This is a genomic window from Sporomusa malonica (assembly GCF_900176355.1).
Lineage (GTDB): Bacteria > Bacillota > Negativicutes > Sporomusales > Sporomusaceae > Sporomusa > Sporomusa malonica.
This window is the reverse complement of the sequence record NZ_FWXI01000022.1, coordinates 17,640-42,960: the sequence shown is the minus strand read 5'-3', so window position 1 is coordinate 42,960 and position 25,321 is coordinate 17,640. Positions and strand designations below refer to the sequence as shown.

The window sequence follows — 25,321 nt, the reverse complement described above, 5'->3', positions numbered from 1 at the left end:
TTATACCCCCTTGCACAAGGGGGTTTTTCTATTGTCAGATAAGCCGATGCGTAAAGGAATAACTACGGGAACCTGTGCAGCTGCGGCGGCTAAGGCGGCAGTGCTGGCCTGGCAAGGTCAGCATGTTACTACCGTTGAGGTGGTTTCCCCACAGGGCGTGGCCCTGGTAGCGCCAGTGGCTGAAAGCCATGTAGTTGCTGACGGCGGTGTTGCCTGGGTGATTAAAGATGCGGGTGATGACCCGGATATTACTAATGGCGTCAAGATAGTTGCTGCCGTGAGGGTAGCCGATGAGCCGGGTATTGTTATAAAAGCCGGTGAAGGGGTAGGAACGGTAACCAAGCCCGGGTTGGCTGTGCCGGTAGGCGAACCGGCGGTAAATTCTGGGCCGCGTACTATGATAACTAAGGCGGTTGAAGATTGTCTGCCACCAGGTAAGGGGGCGATAGTTACTATTTCTATTCCTGACGGAGAAAGGTTAGCAGCGCGAACTCTTAACCCCATACTTGGTATTGCCGGCGGTTTATCAATTATCGGTACGACAGGTATAGTTGAACCGATGTCAGAAGAAGCGTTTAAGAATTCGCTGGTGCCGCAAATCAGTGTCGTACAAGCGTTGGGATATGACGAGATTGTATTTGCGCCTGGCAAAATTGGGCAGGATATTGCGATCAACCGTTATGGTCTCCCAGCTGAGACTGTTGTTCAGACCAGTAATTTTATCGGCCATATGCTAGAAAATGCTGTTAAGTATGGTATGCGCCGAGTGCTTTTGTTTGGCCATCTTGGGAAAATAGTCAAAGTGTCAGCTGGAGTATTTCATACCCATAATCGTATGGCTGATGCCCGGCTGGAAACATTGGCTGCCTATCTGGCGGCTAGCGGAGCGCCGCAGGCAGCTATTAAAGAGGTATTGGATTCGACCACAACTGAAGCAGCTATGCCAATTATTGCCCGCTATAATATGACAGCAGTATATCAAGTACTGGCCGAGCGAGCTAGTGTTAGGGCTATGCGCTATGTGTTTGGCGACTTGACAGTTGGGACAGTGATCGTGACTTTGAAGGGAGAAATACTGGGCCTTGATCAGACAGCCCGAGAAATTGGAGGCCACTTAGGATGGAATGTACCTATCGAATAGTTGTTGTTGGCATTGGCCCGGGGTCGCCTGATTATGTACTACCAATTGCCAGCCGGACGATTGCAGGAGCTCGAGTTTTAGTAGGCAGTAAACGGGCGCTTGATACATTTGCGTCTGCCGGGCAGATTACCAAGGTTATTGATAAAGATATTAAGAGTGTGCTTGATTTTATCGAATGTCAGCTTGCAGGTCAGGATGTAGTAGTTTTGGTATCCGGTGATCCTGGCTTTTATAGTATGTTGGCTGCGCTTAGAAATCGTTTTGCTGCTGAATGCATTACTGTTGTCCCAGGTATTAGTTCGGCTCAGCTGGCTTTTGCCCGGCTGGCTGAAGTCTGGCAGGACGCGGCTTTAATCAGCATGCATGGCCGGAAGGCGGCTGACGATGTGCTCAGTTACCGGCCAGGCCATAAGTTGGGGATCTTAACTGACACCCAGCATAATCCCGCCCATATTGCCCGCGTCCTGTTACAGCAGGGTTGGCCGGAGACGGCGAGTGTTTGGTTATGTGCCAACTTGTCCTATGATAATGAGGTAGTAGCTGCCATGACGCTTTCTGAGGCGACGGCAATACCAGGATTTGAACATAGTGTAATGGTGGTGAAAGCATGAACCATAGGTTAGGGATTCCTGATAGCCAATTTATTAGAGGCGATATTCCTATGACTAAACAAGAAATTAGGGTATTAACGCTGGCTAAGGCCCGAATTGCTTTTGACGATACTATTATTGATATCGGTGCAGGCACTGGCTCTCTGTCAATAGAGGCTGGTTTATTAGCCAGTCAGGGCAGGGTAATTGCTATTGAGCGTGAACCGGACGGCTTTGAACTAATTAAGGCTAATGCTGCCAAATTTAAAGCCGCAAATGTTGAGGCTGTACTGGGGGCAGCACCTGAGGCACTTGAAGGACTACCGGCCGCTGATGTTGTTTTAGTCGGTGGCAGCGGTGGTAAACTGCCTGATATTTTGACTTGCGCCGATCGTTTGCTCAAACTGGGCGGACGGCTTATTGTAACTGCTGTTACTGTAGAAACGTTGTCTACTACACTAAATATTATGCGACAAAGGCCTGAATACAGTGTTGAGGCTTGCTGTGTACAGGTCACGCGAATTCAGCAAGTGGGCACCAGCAATATGTTTAAAGCACTTAATCCAATATATATAATTGCTTGTACTAAAGAGAGTGGGAAGGCTGTTAATGAGAATAACAGCCTATAAGAAGGGAGACAAAGTAAATGAATGTATTTTTTGTAGGAGCTGGGCCAGGTGACCCTGAACTCATAACTGTTAAAGGGCAGCGTCTCTTAGGGCAGGCTGATATTATTATTTATGCCGGTTCATTGGTAAATCCGGCGCTGCTCTCGCTGGCCAAAAACGGTGCGGCCATCTTTAATAGCGCTTCGATGACGCTTGATGAAGTTATTGCTGTTATGGAACAGGGCGTTAAGGAAAGCAAGTTAGTGGTACGGCTGCATACTGGCGACCCTAGTATTTATGGTGCTATCCAAGAACAAATGGATGCATTGGCTATTAAGAATATTACCTTTGAGGTTATCCCGGGTGTCAGTTCTTTCCTAGCTACAGCGGCTGCTTTAAAGCAGGAATACACGCTGCCTGACGTGTCCCAGACAGTAATTATTACCCGGTTGGAAGGCCGCACTCCTGTTCCCGAAAAAGAAAAACTAGCTAAGCTGGCCAGCCATGAGGCAACAATGTGCATCTTTTTGAGTGTCCATATGCTGGATAATGTTGTTAAAGAACTGGTGGACGGCGGGTATACATATGAAACGCCGGTAGCCATTGTCCAAAAAGCTTCCTGGCCTGATCAAAAGATCTTCCGCGGCACATTAGCTACCATTGCGCAAATTGCCAGAGAAAATAGTATTGACCGCACGGCCATGATTGTGGTTGGAAAAGTTTTGAGCACAGACTATGCCTTGTCGCGATTGTATGCCCCAGAGTTTGGACATATGTTTAGGCAGGCACAGGAGGCCAAGTAGGCTGTGAAACTGGCAATCATTGCAGTGACGAATAAAGGGGCAGAATTAGCCGGGCGCATAGCGCCGCTCGTGGGGTCTAATGTTGATATATATGCCAAGACTGGACGCAATCCAATAAAATCATCTCACACTTATAGTTGCTTAGGTGATTTGGTGCGTGAAATATTTTCCCTTTACGACGGTTTGGTTTTCATTATGGCGACAGGCATTGTTGTAAGAGTTATTGCCCCGTTTGTTAAGGATAAACGATTTGACCCGGCTGTGGTGGTTATGGATGATGGCGGACATTTTGCTATTAGCCTATTGTCAGGGCATATTGGCGGTGCCAATGACTTGACACGCATTGTGAGTAGTGCTGCCGGGGCTGCGGCGGTCATCACCACAGCTACTGATGTTGCAAATCTGCCAGCTGCTGATGTGCTGGCAGTCAAGCTTAACCTAGCCATTGAACCATTTGGTTCTTTGAAGATAATCAACTCGGCGATCGTTAATGGCGACAGAGTAGCGTTTTTCATCGATGGGGCGTTGGCTGGATATGAGCAGTATGTGTGCTTGGCAGCAAACCAGGGAGTTGTACTGGCTGATATCAGTGAACTTACCCATATGGATAAGTATGATGCCGCAGTGATAATTACCGACAGGGAACTCGATTTGCCTAAACCACATTTATATTTGCGCCCTGGCAGTTTGGCCATTGGTCTTGGCTGCCGCCGCGGTACTACCAGTGCCGAAATTTTAGCAGCCATCAGCCAGGCTTGTCGAGCGGTTGGGCGCAGTTTTAAAAGTGTTGCCGTAATTGGGAGTACTGTTGTTAAAGAAGACGAAATCGGCCTGCTGGCTGCTGCTCAGCAGCTGGATGTGCCTCTTGAGTTTTTTACCAATGAACAGCTTTCACGATGTATTGAACAAAATGAACTAGCGTTATCTGATTTTGTTAATGAAAAGATAGGAGTGGGAAATGTATGCGAACCAGCAGCAATTCTGACAGGACGAACCAACAATCTGATCTTGCCCAAAACCAAGTATCCCAAAGTGACTGTGGCTATCACGCCGGTAAAATATCGGTGGTGGGAATAGGCCCAGGCAGCCTGAACGATATGACCCCCCGGGCCCGGCAAGCCATTGAATGTGCTGAGGTAATTGTCGGCTATGATACCTATTTGGACTTGATACAAGATTTGTTACCAGGCAAAGACACTATTGGCACTGGCATGATGCAGGAAATTGACCGCTGTCAGGCAGCTGTCGAACAGGCTATGAGCGGAAAACAGGTTGCCGTTATCTCAAGTGGTGATCCTGGCGTATACGGTATGGCCGGTCTGGTGCTTGAGCTTGTGTCTAAGTATCCGGCGACTGTTCAGCCCGAAGTCAATGTTGTTCCAGGAATCAGCGCTGTAAGTGCCGCCGCTGCCGTCTTGGGAGCGCCATTAATGCATGACTTTGCCGTTATCAGCTTAAGCGATCTTTTAACTCCATGGGAAGTTATTGAAAAAAGAATAGAAATGGCGGCTGCCGGCGATTTTGTTATTGCTATCTATAACCCTAAAAGTATCCGGCGGACAAGTCAGATTGAAACAGTACGCAGAGTTGCGCTAAAACACCGTGGGCCTGATACTCCTGTCGGTATTGTGCATCATGCCACACGGGCCAAAGAAGATATGACATTATCAACCCTGGATAACTTCACTAACGAGCATATTGATATGTTTTCGCTGGTGCTTATCGGCAACAGCCAGACCTATGTAGCAGATGGTAAAATGGTCACCCCGAGGGGCTACCGGCTATGATTTTAGTGCTGGCCGGCACTCTGGACGGACGGGAACTGGCGGTTCGGTTAGCCGAAACCGGTTATCAGGTAATGGTATCGGTAATCAGCGAATATGGCCGAAGTCTAGCAGAAATGCCAGGTATCAGTGTTCACACCGGACAGCTGACAGTAGAAGGCATGAGCAGTTTGATAAGCTCCCGAAAAATTAAAGCTGTTGTTGATGCCAGTCATCCCTATGCTGTTAATGGTTCAGTAAACGCCATGGCGGCATGTGAGGCCATGGAGATTACATACATACGATATGAACGGTCAGAGGTTTCTGTCCCAGAATATAAACGGTTATATATCACCAGTGATGCCGCGGAGGCTGCAAAAGTTGCCGCTGGTCTGGGCAAGGTAGTCTTTTTGACTACTGGAAGCCGGACTCTCAAGGCATTTAAGAACGAACCGTTATTGACGGAATGTCGTCTGATTGCACGGGTGCTGCCTCAGCCTGAGGTTGTTACTGAATGTATTGATTTGGGGTTTAGCCCAGGCGACATTGTTGCAATGAAAGGGCCGTTTTCCCACGAACTGAATGTGGCATTGTTTAGAGAGTATGGTACTGAAGCTGTTGTAACCAAAAATAGTGGTACAGTTGGCGGTGCAGATACTAAAATATCGGCGGCGATGGAACTAGGTCTCCCGATTATCATGATTGGCAGGCCTGCAATTGAGTATAGAAATTTGTGCAAGAACCAAGAAGAAGTACTGGATATCATACTAACCGTTAGATCAGGGGAGGTAAAACAATGGAATACATAAAAGACCCGATGGCTATTGAAACGCGCAGTATGGAGATTATTGCTCCATACCTGGCTGGGTTTAATTTAGATGAACAAGCTATTAAGGTTTATTCGCGGATTATCCATGCTGCCGGAGATCCGGACTATGCCAATATTATAAAAATTCATCCTGAGGCTATTGCTGCTGGTTTAGCTGCTCTAAAAGCAGGCTGCAATATTTTCTGTGATGTTGAAATGGTGCGCACAGGTATTAATAAACGCCGGTTAGCTGAATTTGGCGGGCAGACGTATTGCTTGGTGGCAGACGAGACGGTAGCACAGGAGGCTAAAGCGGCCGGTATTACTCGGTCCATGGCGGCGATGCGTAAGTTTGGCGAGAAACTTAATGGTTCAATTGTGGCCATTGGCAATGCGCCGACAGCCTTGTTTGAAGTCCTGAAAATGATTAAAGAAGATAATATTAAACCGGCGCTGATCGTTGGCGTGCCTGTCGGGTTTGTTGGCGCAGCCGAGTCTAAGGAATTGCTGCACACTATCTCGTCTGTTCCGTACATTACTGTGCTGGGCAATAAGGGTGGCAGCCCTATCGCGGCAGCTTCTGTTAACGCAGTCATGTACATGCTAGGCCGCTAATCGCTATGTCTAGTAAGCAGTTATGCGGTAAAATTATTATTTTTACCGGCTCTGGTAAAGGCAAGACAACCGCAGCGTTAGGGGTAGCTATTCAGGCGGCTGGCAACGGACAACGGGCAGCAGTAGTTCAGTTTCTCAAGGGCGGCGGTTATACTGGGGAATTGTACAGCGCTCGCTATCTTGATCCCTATTTTAGTATTAAACAGTTTGGTTTTGGTTGTCCTATCGCGGTTGAGATACAATCAGGTGAGGCGCTATGCACCAAGTGTGGTCAGTGCTTCCGCGAGAACCGGAACCCGGCTAATCATTTTGCGCCACAGGCACTCGCTTACGCGCAGGAGCTCATGAACGAAAGTGTGGACGTATTGGTATTAGATGAGATTAGCCATGCCATCAAACATAAACTGATAGAACTTGAGGCGGTACTTGCTTTACTAAATGGACGGACGCCGGGTATGTCGATCGTGCTAACTGGGCGCAACATGCCACCTGAAATTATTGAAATGGCCGATGACGCCAGTGAGTGCCGGGTGGTAAAACATCCGATTGATTCAGGCATTGACGCCAGACGCGGCATCGAATATTAGGAGGGATACGCATGGGCCAAATGAATATTCCACGGGTGGTTATTGCCGGGGTTAGCAGTGGTGCTGGCAAAACAACGATAGTAACTGGCATGCTGTCAGCTTTGGCCGAACGTGGCCTGAAAGTCCAATCCTATAAAGTTGGCCCAGACTATATAGATCCCGGTTTTCACCGGCTGGCCAGCGGTAAGAGTGCCCATAACCTTGATACCTGGCTGGTGCCGCCGGAAAAGCTGACTGACATATTTACCAGTACGGCGGCAGGGAATGATATTGCTATTATTGAAGGCGTTATGGGGTTGTATGATGGCGGGCGTTCTGGCGTTAGTAGCACCGCTGCCATAGCCAAAATGTTAAAAGCGCCGGTAGTGCTGGTGATTGATGCAAAATCAATGGGCGAGAGCGCCGCCGCTATTGCTTTAGGTTTTAAAATGTATGACCCAGATGTCAATCTGGCTGGTGTCATTATTAACAGACTTGGTTCTGAGAGCCACCGCCTGATGGTGTGTGAGGCGCTTGAACGATTAGGGATTTCTGTCATTGGGACAGTTTTTCGAAACAACGAGCTTACTATGCCGGAACGTCACCTTGGCTTGACACCGGTTACTGAGCATGATGCTGCAGCTGCTGTAGCTGGGATGGGACGCCAGGTAGCTAAACAAGTGAATTTGGATGATTTACTGGCTTTGGCTAAAACGGCTGAGCCGCTTGCTATACGCCCACCGATAGAAAAAAGCGGTCGGCTGATTAAAGCTCGAATCGCCGTGGCTCAGGATGATGTATTTACCTTTTACTATCCTTCAAGCCTTGAGGTTTTGGCTGAGTTTGGGGCCGAGCTTGTTCCTTTTAGTCCACTTAAAGACAGTCAATTGCCTGCAGTGGATGGTATCGTATTAGGCGGCGGTTTCCCCGAGATGTTTGTTAAGGAATTGTCAGCCAATACTACGATGCGAAAAGATATATTGTGCGCAGCGCAGCGCGGAATACCTGTTTACGCAGAGTGCGGTGGCCTGATGTATCTAGCCAGGCAGATTATAGATTTTGATGGTCAGGCATACGATATGGCTGGTGTTATTCCAGCGGTATGTCAGATGCAGTCCAAACTTGAAACAGTAGGCTATGTGGAGACAACAGCCTTAACAGATAATGTCCTGTGCGCTGACGGGGAAACATTGCATGGGCATGAATTTCATTTTTCACGGATGATTCCAGATGTGGTCGAAGCTGAGTTTCCCTGGGCATTTGACTTTAAGAAAATGCGGACAGGAGCGATCTACCAGGGCGGATATGTATCTGGCAATGTATTGGCATCCTATCTGCATATGCATTTTGCCGGTAATAGACAGGCAGCCGGACGGTTTGTAGAGCGGTGCGCTCGGTATAAGAGCGGTCTGACTGGACAAGGGAGGTAGACAATATGGCAGGTAAAATTGTTTTGGTTACCGGTGGTGCACGCAGCGGCAAAAGCACGTTTGCCGAAAGATATGCCGCCCAAGGCGCCCGTAAGGTAGCATATATTGCTACTGCCCAAATCTATGATGATGAAATGAAAGAACGGGTGAATATTCATCAAAGCCGCCGCCCAGCTAGTTGGCCGACTTTTGAAGCGCCGTACCAGGCTGAAAAAGCCATGGCAGACGCTGTTCAGAGCTCAGATGCCGTGCTGTTTGATTGCCTGACACTATATACCAGCAATCTGCTCCTAGCGCCTGATGCTCCTGGTGACCGTGAGGAACGTCGTCTGGCTGTGCTTGGTGCCATTGATAAACTGCTAGCTAGCGCCAAGCAGGAACAATCAGATGTGATTTTTGTTACTAATGAAGTCGGCTTAGGTATTGTGCCTGATAACGCGCTGGCCCGCGAATACCGCGATGTAGCCGGACTTGTGAATCAAAAGGTTGCACAACATGCTGACGAGGTATATCTGGTAGTCAGTGGTCTGGCTGTTGAACTTAAAAAACTAGCTGTTAGTCTGGGGGAGGATGAGTTTAATGGCTAAAGCAATTATGCTGCAGGGAACAAGCTCCCATGTTGGCAAGAGCATTTTAACTACGGCGTTATGCCGTATTTTTAAACAGGACGGTCAGAAGGTAACACCGTTTAAATCCCAAAATATGGCACTTAACTCCTATGTGACCAAAGACGGCGGTGAAATGGGCAGAGCTCAGGTGGCTCAAGCCGAGGCTGCCGGACTGGAGCCAACCGTTGAAATGAACCCAGTATTATTGAAACCTACCGGTAATTCTTGCTCCCAGGTTATTGTTATGGGTAAACCTGTTGGCAATATGTCAGCAAAAGAATATCATTCCGGATACAGCCTTACGGCACTGGGGGTAGTAACCGAATGCCTGCAGAAGCTGCATAATGACTTTGATGTTATTGTAATCGAAGGGGCTGGGAGTCCTGCTGAAGTTAATCTCAAAGATAACGATATTGTCAATATGCGTATTGCCAAACTAGCTCCGGCACCTGTGCTCCTAATTGCTGATATTGACAGAGGCGGTGCGCTGGCATCAGTTGTCGGCACGCTGGAACTGTTAGAGCCGGATGAGCGGGATTTGGTTAAAGGCATTATTATTAATAAATTCCGGGGCGATATTAATTTGCTGAAACCTGCGCTTGATTTCCTTGAAACCAAGACAGGTAAGCCGGTGCTTGGCGTTATTCCGCATCTTGACCGGTTGGGTATAGATGACGAGGATTCGGTATCGCTGGAAGATAAACAGCAGTCAAATAAAACGGGAGAACTTGATATTGCCGTATTACGTCTCCCGAAAATATCCAATTTTACAGATTTTGACGCCTTAGCGAACGAAAGTGACGTTCAGGTCAGATATGTGCGCCAAGGGGAAACCATTGGCAAACCTGACCTTATTATTCTGCCAGGTAGCAAGAATACGACAGAAGATTTGTTATACCTTCGCCACAATGGATATGAGAAGGAACTTATTAAGTTAGTAAAGAGTGGTACGCCGGTTGTCGGCATCTGTGGTGGTTACCAGATGCTGGGGCGGGAGGTTCAAGACCCTGACCATACTGAGTCAGACCTTGATAAAGTGATGGGATTAGGTCTTATTGATAGTATCACTATTTTTGAAGCCGATAAAGTAACCCATCAAGTCAAGGCTACGGCTGACAACCATAAATTTTTGGGGATTAATTACAGTGGAGATAATCTAACCGGCTATGAAATTCATATGGGCCGTACCCAATTCCTGACTCCTTTTGACCCTGCCTTTACCATTACCACCCGTTCGGGCGAACAGGTACAGATGACTGACGGCGCTGTTTCGGCAGATGGGTTGGTTATGGGCACGTATATGCATGGAATTTTTGACAATGATGCTTATCGCCGGGCCGTGCTTGATGCGCTGCGCATACGCAAAGGCTTGTCGCCTCTAGGTATTGTTCAAGATACGCAGGCGCGTAAAGATGCTGCTTATGACCGATTGGCTGACGTTGTCCGACAGAGTATGAATATGGACTTAGTCTATCGTATCATTAATGAAACTAATGGTAGGTAGATATGGAAGAGTATTTAGCATTAGGCGCAGTCATCCTTGATCGCATTGTTGGTGACCCGCGCTCATCACTCCATCCAGTAGTTATTATGGGTAATTTTATTGCCTGGTTGGAGCGGCGACTTTTGAATGTCAATCATTCGTCTGTATATAAAAATTTAGCTGGTGCATTGCTTGTTACTGTCGTGCTCGCAACAGTATATGGGGTTTCATGGTTGGCTATGGCCGCTTTAGGCTCTATTCATCTCTGGGCTGTTTATATTGGCGGTGCAGTACTGCTGGCTTTTACCATATCGCCTCGAAGTTTGGCTGAAGCTGGGCGGGAGATTGCCGGCTATTTAAATACTGGAAATATGGAACAGGCCCGGTATAAGGTGGGCTGGATTGTCGGACGTGATACCGCTAATCTTGATACCGCTGGGGTCACGCGGGCTACGGTAGAGACAGTGGCTGAGAACATTGTGGATGGCATCATATCACCGCTGTTTTATGCTGTCATTGGCGGTGTACCATTGGCCTGTCTTTACCGGGCAGTGAATACCATGGATTCAATGGTGGGCTACAAAAACGAAAAATACCGGGATTTTGGCATGGTAGCAGCCCGGGTTGATGATATGTTCAACTACATTCCAGCAAGGATTACAGGTTTTCTGATTATCATCGCTGCAGCACTCTTGAGGCATAACGCTGGCGGTGCTTTTACTGTTATCAGGCGTGATGCAGCCAAACACCCCAGCCCCAACAGCGGTTTTTCTGAGGCTGGGGTGGCCGGAGCGCTCGGGGTTAGGCTGGGTGGCCTAAACTATTATGGCGGGGTAGCTTCCTTGCGGGCTTATATGGGTGAGGCTAAGAATGAACTCCGGCCTGTACATATTGAACAAACTATTCAAATCATGTATTTAGTGACCACGCTGTTTATTGCAGGGGCATTTGCTGTAAAGTGGTTACTCAACTAGTTTTGTGTAGTTCAACGTGGAGGAATTAAAGCTTGAAAGATTTTTTTACCGGATTACAGTTTCTTACCCGCATCCGAGTGGTAGAGCAGACAGACTGGTCGCCTGACAGTTTTGGCCGCAGCGTAAAGTACTTTACGCTGATTGGTGCCATTATCGGTGTGATACTGGCTGGACTTAATTATATTTTGAGCCAGTTTTTGCCGCTACATGTGCTGGCAGCTGTTATTATTTTAGCCGAGATTGTACTTACTGGCGGACTACATTGCGATGGTTTTATGGATACTGCTGATGGCGTATTCTCTGGCCGCTCCCGGGAGCGCATGCTGGAAATAATGAAAGACAGCCGGGTCGGGGCGAATGGTGTCGTGGCTTTTGGCCTCTTGTTGCTACTAAAATATTCGCTTATTGTTGATATGACGCCAACTATGCTGACTACCGCTCTAATTATTATGCCAGTTGCAGGACGTGTGGCGATGGTTATCAGTATTGCCTCTTTTCCTTATGCACGGCCTGATGGTATGGGAAAAGCTTTCGCCCAGTATGCTGACCGTACTACTTTAATGCTTGCTCTTGCTATTGCTCTTGCAGTTGTTGTTCCGTTTGGCTTTCAAGCCTCAATCAGCGCCAGTGGAGCTGTTCTGGCCGGAGTGCTGTCAGCCCGTTATTTTGCTAATGTTTTGGGAGGATTAACAGGCGATACCTATGGCGCTATTACCGAGCTGACCGAGTTAGTGGCTTTGCTCGTATTTGTCATTTAAAAGAAATAAGATTCGATCACTGAAAGGCAGACTTTGCTATGACAATTAAAGTTAGAGCACCTGGCTCATGTGGTGAACTAGTACAGGGCACAATAAATGGGGTTAACTTTTTAATTACCTGTCCGGTAGATTGGTATTCAGAAGTTACGGTAGTTCCAGGCGGCAGTATGACAAGCGCTGAGCCCAAGGCAGCCGCGGCTGTAGATAAGACATTAAAATATCTATATGCCGCAGGAGATTTTGGTTTAGTTGTAGAGTCTGATTTGCCAGTAGGAAAAGGCATGGCTTCCAGCAGCGCCGATATAAGTGCCGCCTGTCAGGCGGCGTCGCTCGCGGTAACTGGTAGACGTCTTTCCTGTGATGAAATTGCCGATATTGCTTTAGCAATCGAACCGACTGACGGTATTTTTTATCCAGGAATCATTATGTTTGATCATGTGCAGGGGAAAATCCGCCGCACGTTAGGCACTCCTCCGCCAATCAATATTGCGGTTTTTGATGCTGGCGGGGAGGTAGACACGCTGGCTTTTAATGATCGTCAAGATTTAGCCAGTTTAAATCAAGCAAAAGAGCTGCAGATTATTCAAGCCGTTGAACTGGTGGCAAAAGGCCTGGAAATCGGTGATGCACGACTTATTGGACAGGGAGCCACGATGAGCGCTCTCGCTAATCAGGCAATATTATATAAACCTTGTCTTGATACGGCGATAAACATTAGCCGGGATTTTGGTGCTGTAGGTGTCTGCGCCGCTCATAGCGGCACGGTGCTAGGTGTTATGTTCAGCGCTGACGCTATGAGCGGCCACGAAGCTTGTATCAAGGAGATATGCCGAGCCTGTCCAGAGGTTGCCTATTTAAAGACTATCCAGCTGATTGCCGGCGGACTTATAATAACAGGAGATGATGGCAGTGAGTGCGGATAAGCAGGCAGGTAGCTTTGTTCATGGTGGTAATGTGCACGCTTGGGCACGAGAGCGCGGCAGCAAGGTGTCAGGCGTTCTTGACTATAGTGCTAACATTAATCCGCTTGGTCTAGCTAACAGTGTACGGGAAGCTATAACCCAGTCTATCAGCCAGGTAGTTCATTATCCCGATGTTGAGGCAACTTTGCTTAAAGCTGCAATAAGTAGCTATTACCATGTTGACGTTGAGCATATTACTGCCGGTAATGGTGCTGTCGAACTGCTCTATGTACTAGCGCACACCGTAAGGCCCAAGCGGGTACTTATTCCGGCTCCTACTTTTAGTGAATATGAGCGGGCAGCTAGGGCGGCTGGCGCCGAAATTGAATATGCATATTTATCGCCGGACAATGGTTATAACATTGATATAAGTGCACTGTGCAGCCATTTAAGCGGGGTAGATATGGTGTTTATCGGCAACCCCAATAATCCTACCGGTACGATGTTAACAGTCAGCCAGCTTGAACGGCTGCTATTGGCTGCCAGTCAGGCGGGAATAATAGTAGTTGTCGATGAGTCATTCATGGACTTTATTATCGGTGACAAGGAATATACTTGCCGGCCGCTGCTTAAACAGTATGATAATCTAGTCATACTACATTCGCTTACTAAGTTTTACGCCATTCCTGGTCTTAGGCTGGGCTTTGCCCTTACTCAACCGCATTTATCAGCCAAGCTCCATGCAGCCAAAGATCCATGGAATGTTAATTTATTAGCTCAAGCTGCTGGGGTAGCAGCTTTGGCTGACAACGACTATCAGAATAAAAGCCGACAAGTCGTGAATGGCGAGAAAGACATACTATACGCAGGTCTAAAAGTTCTGCCGGGGTTAAAGCCATTCTTTCCATCTGTTAACTACATATTGGTTGATATAAGCCAAAGCTGCCATTCGGCCTCTGAACTACGGCAGGCGATGGCTGAGGAGGGTATTCTCATCCGTGATTGCAGCAATTATCCGGGATTATCTCCTTATTATGTACGGGTGGCTGTTAAACGCAATGAACAAAATAAAGTTTTGCTCGAACGCTTAGAGCAGATGCTGGGGTGAATACATGACAAGACTTATAGTAGTGCGCCACGGTCAGACACTGTGGAATTTGGAGCGGAAATATCAGGGGCACAGTGATATTGCATTAAATGATAAAGGGCTGAGGCAGGCTGAGGCAGTAGCAGCGCGTTTATCTGAAGAAACCATTGATGCCGTTTATGCCAGTGATTTATCCCGCGCTTTTAAGACTGCTGAATGCATTGCGGCTAAACATGGTTTGAAGGTAAACCTTGTTCCTGAACTGCGGGAGATAAAGTTTGGTGACTGGGAAGGTCTTACTTACGAACAGATTTCCGACCGTTGGCCAGGGCTATTAGGCAAGTTGTGGACAACTCCGGATGAACTTGAAATTCCTGGTGGTGAGACCTTCCATCAACTAAAAGAGCGGGCCTATGCCGCTATTAAAAAGATTGTGGACGCTCATCCGGAACAAACGGTAATAGTAGTGGCTCATGGTGGCACCATTGGCACAATTTTATGTGCCATGCTTGATATTCATCTGAATCATGTGTGGAGTATCAAACAAGATAACACCGCAGTAAATATAATAGATTATTATGATGGCCGTCCGACGCTTAGTTTAATAAACTGTTCCCGCCATTTAAAAGAATAAAGCCTATACATCAGCTCAGTTTCACTGTAGCCGGCTCGCCGTTTATAAAAGTCAAATACTAATAAATTATGAAAGTCAAACAAGTAACAGTCGTGTGCGGTTAAGGCCGAAATGGCGTTTTCAAGGTGAGTTTGATTAATCAGTCAGGAACCCCAATTTTTGACTGATTTTCACCCTTGAGCTAACGGCACTGGCATGATAAGATACATAGTGTCGAGAGACACTATTGCCTGAGGTGCCCGTAACCTCTTATATGTTCAACCGACTCATTTACCTGGGGAGTTTGATGTTATGCAGCTGCCAAGCCTCCTAAGAGTGGACGGCAAAAGCATAAATACAAAAACGCCCACCTGCGAGAAGCGGGTATTGAACATACGAGAGAACGGTACGTTGGGCTTACATACTGATTTCCAGAATACTCTTTCTCGGTATAGAAGGGGTGTTTTTTTTGATTTTTTTCTGTAAGTCAACTTCCAATTTTGCCAAAGTATGTCTAGCTGTGCTATAATAAAAATAATTCTACTTAAGTGAGGGATAAACTTTGAAAAAAGCAATTATCGAGATGAATAAAGGTAAAGTTACCATTGAATTATTTGAAAAGGACGCACCTAAGACGGTCGCTAATTTTGAAAAATTGATTAATGACGGTTTTTATGACGGCTTACAGTTTCACAGAGTAATTAAAGGTTTTGTTGCGCAAGGTGGTTGTCCGAATGGTACTGGTGCTGGTGGCCCAGGATACACTATTCCTTGCGAGACTAAAGGTAACCCCAACAAGCATGAGCGGGGATCGCTGTCTATGGCCCATCGAGGCCCCAATACCGGCGGTAGCCAGTTCTTTATTGTGTATGAGCCCCAGCCGCATTTGGATGGCGTACATACTGTGTTTGGCAAGGTCATTGAAGGTTTGGACGTAGTTGACCAAATTAATCAAGGCGACATAATGAATAAAGTGACTGTTGTTGAGGAATGATTTTACAGGTAACGTCGTAAAATGACGTAAGGGGGTCTCTCTATGAATCATGTTGAAGCAATGCTCCAAACGAAAAGCTGGGCTGTTGTAGGAGCTACCGACAACACTGAAAAATTTGGCTATAAGATTTTTAAAGCACTTAAAGAAGCTGGCTATAATGTGTATCCGGTGAACCCTGGAATAAATGAGATCCTTGGCGATAAGTGTTACCCCGCGCTTAAGGATTTGCCGATTGTGCCTGATGTTGTAAATGTAGTAGTACCGGCGAAAGTTGGCGAGCAAATCATGAGCAATTGCTCTGAGCTTGGCATTAAGAACGTTTGGCTGCAGCCTGGTGCTAATGCTGCCAGCGTAGTACAATTGGCCAGAAATTTTGATCTTAATGTGGTTGATCAAAATTGTGTATTGGTTGAGCTTCGCAACCACAAGTAGGATAATCCGCGTTTTAGTTTAATTAAAAGGGGGACTGTCTGATGGCAAATGTAGTCAATGCTAATGAAAACAATTTCCAGGAGGAAGTGCTTGACTCCGCTAAGCCGGTACTTGTAGACTTTTGGGCTCCGTGGTGTGGTTACTGCACTCGGTTGGCGCCAGTCATGGATGAACTGGCAGAAGAAATGAGTGACCAAATCAAGGTTGCAAAAGTCAATGTGGACGAAAGCCGTTCACTGGCGCAGAAATACGGTGTTATGAGTTTGCCTACGATGGTTATCTTCAAAAACGGTGAGCAAGTGGAAAAGATGACAGGTTATATACCCAAAGCTAATATTGTCACCAAAGTTGAAAAGTTCATATAAAGTAGACTTAGCTTCAGATGGGGTTTTAACCCCACCTGAAGCTAAGTCGCCCTTATCCAGGGACTTAGCCGCTCTTAAACTCCCACTTGTAGAAGATGGAGTCTTAGAGCGGGTTAGTCATCGGATAAATACTTATTCCCAGCTGCTTGCAGCTGGGGTTTTTATTTGACAGTTAACGCATATCCCTACACGCCTTGGCATAGGAAATATAATAGTATTTCTTAAACAGACGGAGGATGTGGCAGTGCAGGATACAGCAGTAAAAGTTGTACTGGTAGGTTCACCCAATGTTGGTAAAAGTGCAATATTTAATTATTTGACAGGCAGTTATGTTGCTGTGTCTAATTATCCGGGTACTACGGTTGATATTTCTACAGGGCATTTCAAGCAGGGCAGACAACGCTTTGAGGTTATCGATACACCCGGAATTTATTCGCTAATCCCGCTAACAGATGAAGAAAATGTTACCAGGTTATTATTAACCAGGCAAGTACCGGATGTTGTCATCCACGTTGTTGATGCTAAAAACTTACGGCGTATGCTTAATATGACCATTCAGCTTATTGATGCAGGATTACCTGTTATCCTTACTCTAAATATTATTGATGAGGCTCAAAGTATGGGCATGCTTATTGATGCCAAACTGCTCGAGAAAATGCTTGGAATCCCAGTCATCGCTACTTCAGTTGTGACCAAAACTGGATTGGAGTCCTTAAAAAGTGCGGTGAGCCAATATAAGCGGGTTAAACCAAGTGTCTTTAAACTGAGCGATGAGATTGAGCAGTCAGTAACTAAGATAAGCGGTCAGTTAACCGGCACATATGGCCTGAGTAAACGTATTACCGCTTTACTATTACTGCAGGGTGACACTAGAACGCTTTCGATTGCTCAGACCGAAGAGGTGTGGCCGGAAATAGCCGCTACCCTTGATCAGCTAGCAGCAGGAAAAAAAAATAGCCTTGACGCTTTTGTAGCGACAGAGCGGCAGGTGGTTGTCGATAAAATTATTGTTAAAGTTGTCAGATATGCAAGTTTTGAGAAGCATCAACTAAAAACGTTAGCAGGATGGCTGGGGAAGGTAACTAGAGAACCATTGACAGGGGTTCCCATCTTATGCCTTGTCGTATATTATGGGCTCTACCAATTTGTTGGGAAATTTGGCGCCGGATATCTTGTTGATTATATCAATAATAGCGTGTTTGTACCCATCATTAATCCGGTGGCTGAAGGGCTGACAAATGCCTTAATCCCGTGGGAATGGTTAAGGTCGCTATTGGTGGGGGAATATGGCATCTTTACCATGGGATTCCGCTATGCGACAGCCATTATTTTGCCGATTGTCGGGACATTTTTTTTTGCTTTTGCTATCCTTGAAGATACTGGCTATCTGCCGCGGCTGGCCATGCTGGTTGATTTGGTTTTCCGGTACTTTGGGCTTAACGGACGGGCGGTTATCCCGTTGACGTTGGGGCTAGGCTGCGGAACGATGGCTGTAATGGTTACCCGAACGCTGGAAAGCAGACGTGAACGATTGTTAGCTACTTTTCTCCTATCACTGACCATACCTTGCTCTGCTCAGCTTGGCGTTGTTCTTGCGTTGCTTTCACATAGCGCTGCTGCGGTTGCTATCTGGAGCTTCTACATGGTTACCATCTTTGTGAGTGTGGGATGGTTGAGTGCTAGGTTTATTCCTGGCCACAGAAGCGCTTTTTACATGGAAATACCACCCCTCAGGCTACCTATGGCAGGCAATGTTATAAAAAAAGCCTATACGCGAATGGCCTGGTACTTTATGGAGATATTGCCAGTGTTTATTGTTACTAGCATCGTGCTCTGGGCTGGAGATCGCAGCGGTATTTTAGATACAATGATTCGATATGTTGAACCCGTTATGGGGATTATTGGGTTGCCGCCGGAAACCGCCCAAGCTTTTCTGCTTGGTTTTTTTCGTCGCGACTATGGTGCAGCTGGTCTTTACGACTTGGCGGTGGCAGGAAAGCTGACTGATGCCCAATTGGTTGTTGCGGCAGTAGGTTTAACCTTATTTGTTCCGTGTGTTGCGCAATTTGCTGTCATGGTGAAAGAACGGGGATTAATTACGGCCTGGGCGATGGTGGTTCTGATTATTATGATCGCGTTTGGTTCAGCCGCGTTAGTTCACAACTGCCTTAACTTGATACTATTCTAATTTGATCGAGAGGGTTGGTTATGACAGAACAGTCTGTTACTGCACTTAAAGCAGGTGAGAGAGCTAGAATAGTGGCAATAAACAGTCAGGATTCCGTGAACATGCGGAAGTTGACAGTCTTTGGTCTGCTGCCTGGTATGGAAATAGAAGTAGTCCAAACCTTTCCGGCTTATGTTCTCAAAATAGATAACACTCAATTGGCGCTCGATCATGAAGCGGCTATAGGGATTATTGTTGTCAAATCTCAACAGGGAAGGATATAAAGAAAACACGGCTTGCGCCGAGCCTTTGGCGACAGTGGAAGCCGATGTTGCCTTATCCAGACGGAAAGTTATACTTTCTTACAGGAAAATAAAAAAAACAGGGCTGAATTGCCCTGCTTTTTTTGGAAATTATTCGCTTACAGCTTTGTTTAAGTCGGCAACCAGAGCAGTTGTGTCAATGCCGTGGGCGGAAGCACCTTGCTCGATATTCTCAAAGCGAGCGGCAGCGCAACCCAAGCAACCCATGCCATAGTTGCGGAATACTTGAACAGTCTGTGGATATTTTTGGACAACATCGACGATGCTCATTTCTTTAGTGATAGTCATTGTAAACAGCCTCCTTAAGTTCAGTATGGAATATGTTGGTAAGATAATTAATTATATCATACTTGACTAATGCTTGTCATGACTTTATTATGATTTTAGAGATGTCGCACGATACTAATATTATCGCCTGCTTTCTACTTTTTATACGAATTTGACATGCATTAGGAGTTTACATGGGGAAAATTGCATTTTCAATCGGAACTATTACTTTTAGCTGGTTCGGTCTGATTCTGGCATTAGCTATTTTGGTGGCATGTATCATTAACTGGTGGCATGTCCGGCTGCGTAACGAAGAGCCCGATAGACTGCTGGATTTAACGCTGTATAGTGTACCTGTAGGCATCATTGCTGCCAGAATATATTATGTTGCGATGAATTGGCAGATGTATGCGGCTGATCCAAGTGAGATTTTACGGATTTGGCATGGAGGTTTAGCTATTCACGGTGCGCTTATTGGCGTAATTCTAACTATCTGGATTTATTCTCAAGTTCATAATATTTCCTTCTGGCGTTGGGCTGATATAGTCGCGCCAGGGCTTGTTTTTGGCCAGGCTATTGGTCAATGGGGTAATTTCGTTAACCAGGATGCATTCGGCTATCCGACTGACGCTCCTTGGGGTATTTATATTGATTATGCGTACCGGCCATCAGGGTATGAGCAGTTTGATTTCTTTCATCCCACGTTTTTATACGAGTCATGTTGGGGGTTAGCGGTATTTATCTTACTGGCAGCAGTAAGCTGGTTGACAACTAGAACGTCTGCAAAGTCAGCACCAGGTAACCTGTTTTTGTTATATATAATTTTGTATTCGGCAGGACGCCTGGTAATCGAGGGATTACGGCTTGATAGTGAAATGATTGGTGATTGGCGATTGGCGCAAGTTGTTAGCGGACTTGCCATAGTGTGTGCTGGAGTGCTTATGTGGCGTAATCACATAGTACAAAAGCGGCTTAAATCCGTGATAGCGGGGAGGAGAGGCGGTGGTTGGTATTAGCCGTCGGCAGGGTTGTCTTATTATTCTTGGTCTTATTTTTTTATTGGTTTTATCATCATCTGTAGTAAGCACCACAGCTGTGGTGGCTGGACGCAATAGTAACCGTGCCGGCAATGTCTCACTTGCCGATGTTCCAATTTTAAACTATCACAAGATTGATACACTGCATCATTCGTTATCAATACCGCCGCAGGAATTTGAAGAACAAATAGCATATTTGTCTCAAAATGGCTTTACTACAATTAGTCCTGATCAGCTTATGTCTTATCTCAATCATAGCAAGGCGCTGCCGGAAAAGCCTATTTTAATCACTTTTGATGATGGCTATCTAGATAATTACACCAACGCATATCCCATTCTGAAAAAGTATGGATTTACTGCTACTATATTTCTGGTAACTAACCTAGTGGGTCATGATGAACGGTTTATGACCTGGGATCAAGTGCGGGAAATGCAGAAAGCTGGTTTTGCTTTCGGCTCACATACTGTGTCTCATGCTGCACTCACTAAGATATCACGGGAGCAAGCGATGGAAGAACTAATTGACTCACGTAAAGAGATGGAGCAGCAGCTTGGCGTTAAGGCGCGTTACTTTGCTTATCCTACCGGCGCATACAATTTACAGGTTGAGGAAATGGTTAAGCAAGCTGGTTATAAAGCGGCGTTTACTATCCGGTATGGTCAGGCAGGCACAGAAAGCGATCCATATGCACTTGAACGCATTCCGATATTTAAAGGCCAGCAGACTTTTCGGAGTTTCTTTATCAGACTTAATGCTGCACCGTTATTGGAGCGTTTTGGACTGATAAGAAATTAGGCATACTAAACTTATAGGACTTAAGTCTCCAATTTTTGGTTTTTTTAGAATCCTGCTGAATTTAAGCAGGATTTTTTTTACTTTCCCAGAATAGACTAAAAAAGTGGGTTAAAGTGGTTTAAAGTGGTTTAAATTTTTCAATGGTGGTGACAGCCGTGTTCATGGGTGAGTATTTGCATACCATCGATAATAAAGGCCGGCTGATTCTTCCTGCCAGGTTTCGTGAAGAATTGGGAGAAACATTTATCGCTACCAAAGGACTTGATAACTGTTTATTTGTATATACGCGCAGCGAGTGGGCCATCCTAGAAGAAAAATTAAAGAAGCTTCCGTTAGCTAAGCCGGAAGCCAGAGCCTTTGTCCGGTTTTTCTTTTCTGGGGCGGCTGAACTCGAATGTGATAAGCAGGGCAGAGTGCTTGTGCCTCCTAACTTACGTGAATATGCGAAGTTAGATAAAGATGTAGTCGTTATCGGCGTGTCAACCCGGATTGAGATCTGGGATAAAACCGCATGGGATGATTATAACCAGCAAGTGAGTCCTACTGTTGCTGAGATTGCTGAAAACTTGGCTGATTTAGGAATTTAATTATAACCGAAACGAGTGGTTAAATAATGCAAGAATATGAATTTGAGCATACCAGCGTACTGCTGAAAGAAAGCGTTGCAGGCATTTTTACCAACCCGCAGGGCATCTATGTAGACTGTACGCTAGGCGGTGGTGGGCATTCGTCTTCTCTAGTTGCGCAGTTGGAGCCGGCTGGCTGGTTAATCGGCATAGACCAAGATCCAGCAGCTATCCATGCCGGTAGAGCACGTCTGGCAGGAGCTAGTTGCCGGGTAAGTATTGTTCAGAGCAATTTTCAGAGTTTAGGCTCGGTGCTTGATAGTCTGGAGACCGGCTTAGTTGATGGAGTTTTGTTTGATCTAGGAGTTTCGTCCCATCAGCTCGACGTTGCCGACCGGGGGTTTTCTTATATGCAGGATGCGCCGCTTGATATGCGGATGAATCCAGATGCTGATTTTTCCGCGCATGATGTTGTTAACACCTATAGCGAGCAACAACTGACAGATATTATTACTGACTATGGTGAGGAACGCTGGGCTAAGCGAATCGCCAAATTCGTTATAGAAAACAGGGCTAATGGCAGTATTGAAACAACAGGCCAACTGGTAGATGTTATTAAGAAGGCTATTCCTGCCGGGGCCCGGCGGGATGGCCCGCATCCCGCTAAAAGAACATTTCAGGCAATTAGGATTGAAGTCAATAACGAACTGGGAATCTTGCGGGATGCTTTTAGCACAGCGGTAGAACGGTTAAAACCTGGAGGACGTATTGGGATCATAACATTCCATTCACTGGAAGATCGAATTGCCAAACAGACCTTGCAGCAATTGGCCAAAATGTGCGTTTGTCCGCCGCAGCTGCCGATCTGTGTCTGCAACACCAAACCCAAGGTAAAGGTTCTGGGCAAGCCTGTGCTGCCATCACCTGATGAGCTTGAACATAATCCACGCGCTCGCAGTGCCAAGCTTCGAATAGCTGAAAAGTTATAGCGACAAATTGTTCTAATTTGTGGGGAGGAACAATAGAAATGTTACTACATAAAAAACAAGAAGTATATGTGTATGAACAGGAAGCCGCTTCGCCTGCGCCTAAGACTGTACAAAAAGCTGACAAACGACTGCGTGTTAAGTGCCTGACACTTGTCATTATGGCTGCTGTAATGGCTGCCGTTACAACTATGCAGAGTGCTGCTATTATTCAATCAGGCTATGATTTAGTGAAAATTAAAGGCCAAGTAGCAAAAGTCGAGAAAGAAAATGAACTTTTGCGCCTTGATATTGCCAAACTAAAATCACCGCAGCGTATTGAAGAAATTGCCGTAAAAGATTTGGGGATGGTTGTGCCTAAAAACGCTTATTACGCGTCAGCAGCCATGGCTGTGAGTAGTCAGTCACAGCCGGCAATGGTTAGCAATACAGGGGTTGCAGAGAAGATTCTGAGCGTAGTCAAAGTCAACAGAGCGGAGGCGAGTAAAGGGCGGTAATTTAGACGAGTGGGGGAGATAAATAAGTGGCATCTGTTTCGCATGTTACCATCAGGAAGAGGGTGGCTTGCCTTTTTCTTATCATATCGGTAATTATGATGGGGTTGATTGGTCGCTTACTATATCTCCAACTTTATAAAAGTGCCTGGCTTTCGGAAAGTGCTGTCGATCAACGCATCCGCGAGATTCCCGTTGAGGCCAAACGAGGCATTATTTATGATCGGCACGGCCGAGAGCTAGCGGTTAGTGTCAGTACTGAATCTGTGTACGCAATACCTGCCGAAATACGGAACCCCGAAGAGACAGCAGCCAGACTGGCTGCTATTTTGGCGTTAGATGAAGACAATCTTAAGAACAAACTAAAAAAACGCCAGGCATTTACGTGGATAAAACGGAAAATTGAGCCAGAAACAGCCCGCCAGGTCCAAATCCTTAATCTTCCCGGCATCGGTCTAACCCAAGAAGGCCAGCGTTATTATCCCCATGATAATCTGGCAGCTCATATTCTTGGGTTTAACGGTATAGATAGCCAAGGTCTGGATGGGGTAGAAATGACTTTTGATAGTTACCTCAAAGGCCGTTCGGGCAGCGTTGTCATTGAGTATGATGCTAGGGGGCGGGAGATACCGCAGGCATCTCACCGGTTTGTGCCACCCATTGAAGGACACAATGTTTACCTTACCATCGATGTAGTTGTTCAGCAGATTGTTGAGCGCGAACTTGAACGGGTAATGAAAGAGACACAGGCTAAGGCTGCTACCATTATTGCTATTGATCCACGCGATGGCGGGATATTGGCGCTTGCCAATAGGCCGGATTATAACCCTAATAAGTTCAGTGATTTTTCACCAAAGTTATGGAGGAATATTGCCGTTTCAAACGCCTATGAGCCTGGTTCAACCTTCAAAATTGTTACTACGTCAGCAGTAATGTCTGAACACATAGTCAAACCTGAAGAAAGATTTTTTGACCCTGGTGAAGTGGAAGTACAGGGACGTAATATTCACTGTTGGAAACATGGTGGGCATGGCAGCCAGAGTTTTACCGAGGTGGTTCAGAACTCCTGCAATGTCGGGTTTGTTAATGTTGGACTGCGCTTAGGGCGCGACTCATTTTATCGGTATATAGATGCTTTTGGTTTTGGGCAGCATACCAATATTGATTTGCCAGGAGAAGCAAAGGGTATTACCATTGATCGAACTAAAGCCACACCGATTAACATTGCGACGATGTCTATCGGGCAGAGTATTGCCGTTACTCCTATTCAGTTAGTGACGGCCGCCGCCGCTATAGCTAATGATGGTCAACTCCTTAGGCCGCAAATTGTTAGAGAAGTTAAGGATAAATCCGGGCAAATCATTAGAGGGTTTCAACCTGATGTCATTAGGCAGGTTCTTGATCCTGCTATGACTAAACAAGTCAAGGAAATATTAGAGTCGGTAGTATCACAGGGAACAGGCAAAAATGCATACATCGAAGGCTTCAGGATTGCTGGAAAAACAGGTACAGCGCAAAAAGTCGGAGCTGGCGGTTATCTGCCTGATAAATATGTTGCTTCATTTGTTGGATTTGCTCCTGCTGACAGCCCTCAGGTAGCCATGCTGGTTGTTATTGATGAACCTGTTGGGCTCTATTACGGTGGGCAGATTGCGGCACCGGTATTTGGGGCTGTAATGAAAGATGTACTGCAGTATCTGAAGGTGAGTCCACAGCTATCAGGTATAGTCAAACCCAGTAGTCAAGAAACCCATGTGCTGGTTCCCAGTGTAATTAATTTAAATGTTCCTGAAGCTATAAAAGAATTAGAAAAAGCCGGTTTGGTCCCACGTATCGAGGAGTCCGGCGATAGAATAGCTGATCAGATCCCTAAACCTGGCAGTCGTATGCCGACTGGCGGCGGTGTGCTTTTATATACTATGACCCCACGCTATTTGGCAGGTGAAGTTACTGTACCAGATTTAGCTGGGAGGCCACCGCGCGAGGCATTAGATATGCTGGCCGAGCTTGGGCTTGCCATTAATCCGGTCGGGAATAGCGGGAAAGCCATCAAACAAGACCCGCTGCCTGGCAGCAAAGTGCTATCAGGAACAACTATTACTACCTATTTCGAGTAAATGGCGTTAAAATAAATGATATTGGTAA

At 46.2% G+C, this 25,321-nt stretch carries 29 protein-coding genes and 1 other RNA gene; 29 read left to right on the top strand and 1 reads right to left on the bottom strand.

All coding sequences use genetic code 11. The features are described 5' to 3' along the window. Nucleotides 1-46 precede the first annotated feature (46 nt). The 23 genes from cbiD (at nt 47) to B9A22_RS19755 (ending at nt 18,991) form a co-directional block, all read left to right on the top strand. The gene (gene cbiD, locus B9A22_RS19865; RefSeq protein ID WP_084577735.1) at nt 47-1,141 is read left to right on the top strand and encodes a cobalt-precorrin-5B (C(1))-methyltransferase CbiD; all 1,095 of its coding nucleotides are present in this window, start codon (nt 47-49) and stop codon (nt 1,139-1,141) included. Continuing rightward, nucleotides 1,120-1,752: a precorrin-6y C5,15-methyltransferase (decarboxylating) subunit CbiE gene (gene cbiE / locus B9A22_RS19860; protein WP_084577686.1), complete on the top strand. Its 633-nt coding sequence runs from the start codon at nt 1,120-1,122 to the stop codon at nt 1,750-1,752. The genes cbiD and cbiE overlap by 22 nt, the downstream gene beginning before the upstream one ends. Further along, nucleotides 1,749-2,360, top strand: a complete 612-nt coding sequence (gene cbiT, locus B9A22_RS19855; RefSeq protein ID WP_084577685.1) for a precorrin-6Y C5,15-methyltransferase (decarboxylating) subunit CbiT — start codon at nt 1,749-1,751, stop codon at nt 2,358-2,360. Before cbiE ends, cbiT begins: the two co-directional genes overlap by 4 nt. Before the next feature lie 17 nt (nt 2,361-2,377). Beyond that, on the top strand, nt 2,378-3,142 hold the full coding sequence (cobM, locus tag B9A22_RS19850; protein WP_084577684.1) for a precorrin-4 C(11)-methyltransferase: 765 nt from the start codon (nt 2,378-2,380) through the stop codon (nt 3,140-3,142). 3 nt (nt 3,143-3,145) lie between these two features. Continuing rightward, the gene (locus B9A22_RS19845; RefSeq protein WP_139796318.1) at nt 3,146-4,219 is read left to right on the top strand and encodes a cobalt-precorrin 5A hydrolase; all 1,074 of its coding nucleotides are present in this window, start codon (nt 3,146-3,148) and stop codon (nt 4,217-4,219) included. A gap of 20 nt (nt 4,220-4,239) precedes the next feature. Further along, nucleotides 4,240-4,929, top strand: coding sequence for a precorrin-3B C(17)-methyltransferase (gene cobJ, locus B9A22_RS19840; protein ID WP_245824074.1), 690 nt, complete (start codon nt 4,240-4,242; stop codon nt 4,927-4,929). Continuing rightward, nucleotides 4,926-5,714 carry a precorrin-6A reductase gene (cobK, locus tag B9A22_RS19835; RefSeq protein WP_084577682.1) on the top strand — a complete coding sequence of 263 codons (789 nt, stop codon included), beginning with the start codon at nt 4,926-4,928 and terminating at the stop codon, nt 5,712-5,714. Before cobJ ends, cobK begins: the two co-directional genes overlap by 4 nt. Further along, complete coding sequence (locus B9A22_RS19830; protein WP_084577681.1) at nt 5,702-6,328, top strand: precorrin-8X methylmutase; 627 nt, start codon at nt 5,702-5,704, stop codon at nt 6,326-6,328. Before cobK ends, B9A22_RS19830 begins: the two co-directional genes overlap by 13 nt. 5 nt (nt 6,329-6,333) lie before the next feature. Continuing rightward, nucleotides 6,334-6,915 carry a cob(I)yrinic acid a,c-diamide adenosyltransferase gene (locus B9A22_RS19825; RefSeq protein ID WP_084577680.1) on the top strand — a complete coding sequence of 194 codons (582 nt, stop codon included), beginning with the start codon at nt 6,334-6,336 and terminating at the stop codon, nt 6,913-6,915. Nucleotides 6,916-6,926: 11 nt separating this feature from the next. After that, entirely contained in the window at nt 6,927-8,324 is a 1,398-nt protein-coding gene (locus tag B9A22_RS19820; protein ID WP_084577679.1) for a cobyrinic acid a,c-diamide synthase CobB, read from the top strand. Between the two features lie 5 nt (nt 8,325-8,329). Next, entirely contained in the window at nt 8,330-8,911 is a 582-nt protein-coding gene (gene cobU / locus B9A22_RS19815; protein ID WP_084577678.1) for a bifunctional adenosylcobinamide kinase/adenosylcobinamide-phosphate guanylyltransferase, read from the top strand. Then, nucleotides 8,904-10,436, top strand: coding sequence for a cobyric acid synthase (locus B9A22_RS19810; protein ID WP_084577677.1), 1,533 nt, complete (start codon nt 8,904-8,906; stop codon nt 10,434-10,436). Before cobU ends, B9A22_RS19810 begins: the two co-directional genes overlap by 8 nt. A gap of 2 nt (nt 10,437-10,438) precedes the next feature. Continuing rightward, the gene (cbiB, locus tag B9A22_RS19805) at nt 10,439-11,389 is read left to right on the top strand and encodes an adenosylcobinamide-phosphate synthase CbiB (RefSeq protein ID WP_084577676.1); all 951 of its coding nucleotides are present in this window, start codon (nt 10,439-10,441) and stop codon (nt 11,387-11,389) included. 32 nt (nt 11,390-11,421) lie between these two features. Further along, entirely contained in the window at nt 11,422-12,147 is a 726-nt protein-coding gene (gene cobS, locus B9A22_RS19800; RefSeq protein WP_084577675.1) for an adenosylcobinamide-GDP ribazoletransferase, read from the top strand. 38 nt (nt 12,148-12,185) lie between these two features. Further along, complete coding sequence (locus B9A22_RS19795; protein ID WP_084577674.1) at nt 12,186-13,070, top strand: GHMP family kinase ATP-binding protein; 885 nt, start codon at nt 12,186-12,188, stop codon at nt 13,068-13,070. Next, nucleotides 13,057-14,157, top strand: coding sequence for a threonine-phosphate decarboxylase CobD (gene cobD, locus B9A22_RS19790; protein WP_245824072.1), 1,101 nt, complete (start codon nt 13,057-13,059; stop codon nt 14,155-14,157). Before B9A22_RS19795 ends, cobD begins: the two co-directional genes overlap by 14 nt. Nucleotides 14,158-14,161: 4 nt before the next feature. After that, entirely contained in the window at nt 14,162-14,770 is a 609-nt protein-coding gene (gene cobC, locus B9A22_RS19785) for an alpha-ribazole phosphatase (RefSeq protein ID WP_084577672.1), read from the top strand. Nucleotides 14,771-14,994: 224 nt separating this feature from the next. Beyond that, nucleotides 14,995-15,171, top strand: a non-coding RNA gene (gene ssrS / locus B9A22_RS19780) — 6S RNA. A gap of 140 nt (nt 15,172-15,311) precedes the next feature. Next, on the top strand, nt 15,312-15,743 hold the full coding sequence (locus tag B9A22_RS19775; RefSeq protein ID WP_084577671.1) for a peptidylprolyl isomerase: 432 nt from the start codon (nt 15,312-15,314) through the stop codon (nt 15,741-15,743). 42 nt (nt 15,744-15,785) lie between these two features. Then, complete coding sequence (locus tag B9A22_RS19770; RefSeq protein WP_084577670.1) at nt 15,786-16,175, top strand: CoA-binding protein; 390 nt, start codon at nt 15,786-15,788, stop codon at nt 16,173-16,175. Nucleotides 16,176-16,216: 41 nt separating this feature from the next. Further along, a complete protein-coding gene (gene trxA / locus B9A22_RS19765) occupies nt 16,217-16,540 on the top strand; it encodes a thioredoxin (protein WP_084577669.1) in 324 nt (107 codons plus the stop codon). Nucleotides 16,541-16,784: 244 nt separating this feature from the next. After that, nucleotides 16,785-18,728 (top strand): ferrous iron transport protein B, encoded by a 1,944-nt coding sequence (gene feoB / locus B9A22_RS19760; RefSeq protein WP_139796317.1) that lies wholly within the window; start codon nt 16,785-16,787, stop codon nt 18,726-18,728. Between the two features lie 20 nt (nt 18,729-18,748). Beyond that, nucleotides 18,749-18,991, top strand: coding sequence for a FeoA family protein (locus tag B9A22_RS19755; protein ID WP_084577667.1), 243 nt, complete (start codon nt 18,749-18,751; stop codon nt 18,989-18,991). A gap of 129 nt (nt 18,992-19,120) precedes the next feature. On the opposite strand, the gene B9A22_RS19750 is transcribed toward B9A22_RS19755, so the two are convergent. Continuing rightward, nucleotides 19,121-19,318: a DUF1858 domain-containing protein gene (locus B9A22_RS19750; protein WP_084577666.1), complete on the bottom strand. Its 198-nt coding sequence runs from the start codon at nt 19,316-19,318 to the stop codon at nt 19,121-19,123. A gap of 173 nt (nt 19,319-19,491) precedes the next feature. Between B9A22_RS19750 and lgt the strand changes: the two genes are divergently transcribed. The 6 genes from lgt to B9A22_RS19720 all read left to right on the top strand — a co-directional run bounded on the left by lgt (nt 19,492) and on the right by B9A22_RS19720 (nt 25,293). After that, nucleotides 19,492-20,313 carry a prolipoprotein diacylglyceryl transferase gene (gene lgt, locus B9A22_RS19745; protein ID WP_084577665.1) on the top strand — a complete coding sequence of 274 codons (822 nt, stop codon included), beginning with the start codon at nt 19,492-19,494 and terminating at the stop codon, nt 20,311-20,313. Continuing rightward, a complete protein-coding gene (locus tag B9A22_RS19740) occupies nt 20,300-21,130 on the top strand; it encodes a polysaccharide deacetylase family protein (protein ID WP_084577664.1) in 831 nt (276 codons plus the stop codon). Before lgt ends, B9A22_RS19740 begins: the two co-directional genes overlap by 14 nt. A gap of 155 nt (nt 21,131-21,285) precedes the next feature. Continuing rightward, nucleotides 21,286-21,717 carry a division/cell wall cluster transcriptional repressor MraZ gene (gene mraZ, locus B9A22_RS19735; RefSeq protein ID WP_084577663.1) on the top strand — a complete coding sequence of 144 codons (432 nt, stop codon included), beginning with the start codon at nt 21,286-21,288 and terminating at the stop codon, nt 21,715-21,717. A 26-nt stretch (nt 21,718-21,743) separates the two neighbouring features. Further along, a complete protein-coding gene (gene rsmH, locus B9A22_RS19730; protein WP_084577662.1) occupies nt 21,744-22,685 on the top strand; it encodes a 16S rRNA (cytosine(1402)-N(4))-methyltransferase RsmH in 942 nt (313 codons plus the stop codon). Between the two features lie 38 nt (nt 22,686-22,723). Continuing rightward, nucleotides 22,724-23,179: an FtsB/FtsL family cell division protein gene (locus B9A22_RS19725; RefSeq protein ID WP_084577661.1), complete on the top strand. Its 456-nt coding sequence runs from the start codon at nt 22,724-22,726 to the stop codon at nt 23,177-23,179. 26 nt (nt 23,180-23,205) lie between these two features. Beyond that, a complete protein-coding gene (locus B9A22_RS19720) occupies nt 23,206-25,293 on the top strand; it encodes a stage V sporulation protein D (RefSeq protein WP_084577660.1) in 2,088 nt (695 codons plus the stop codon). Nucleotides 25,294-25,321 lie beyond the last annotated feature (28 nt).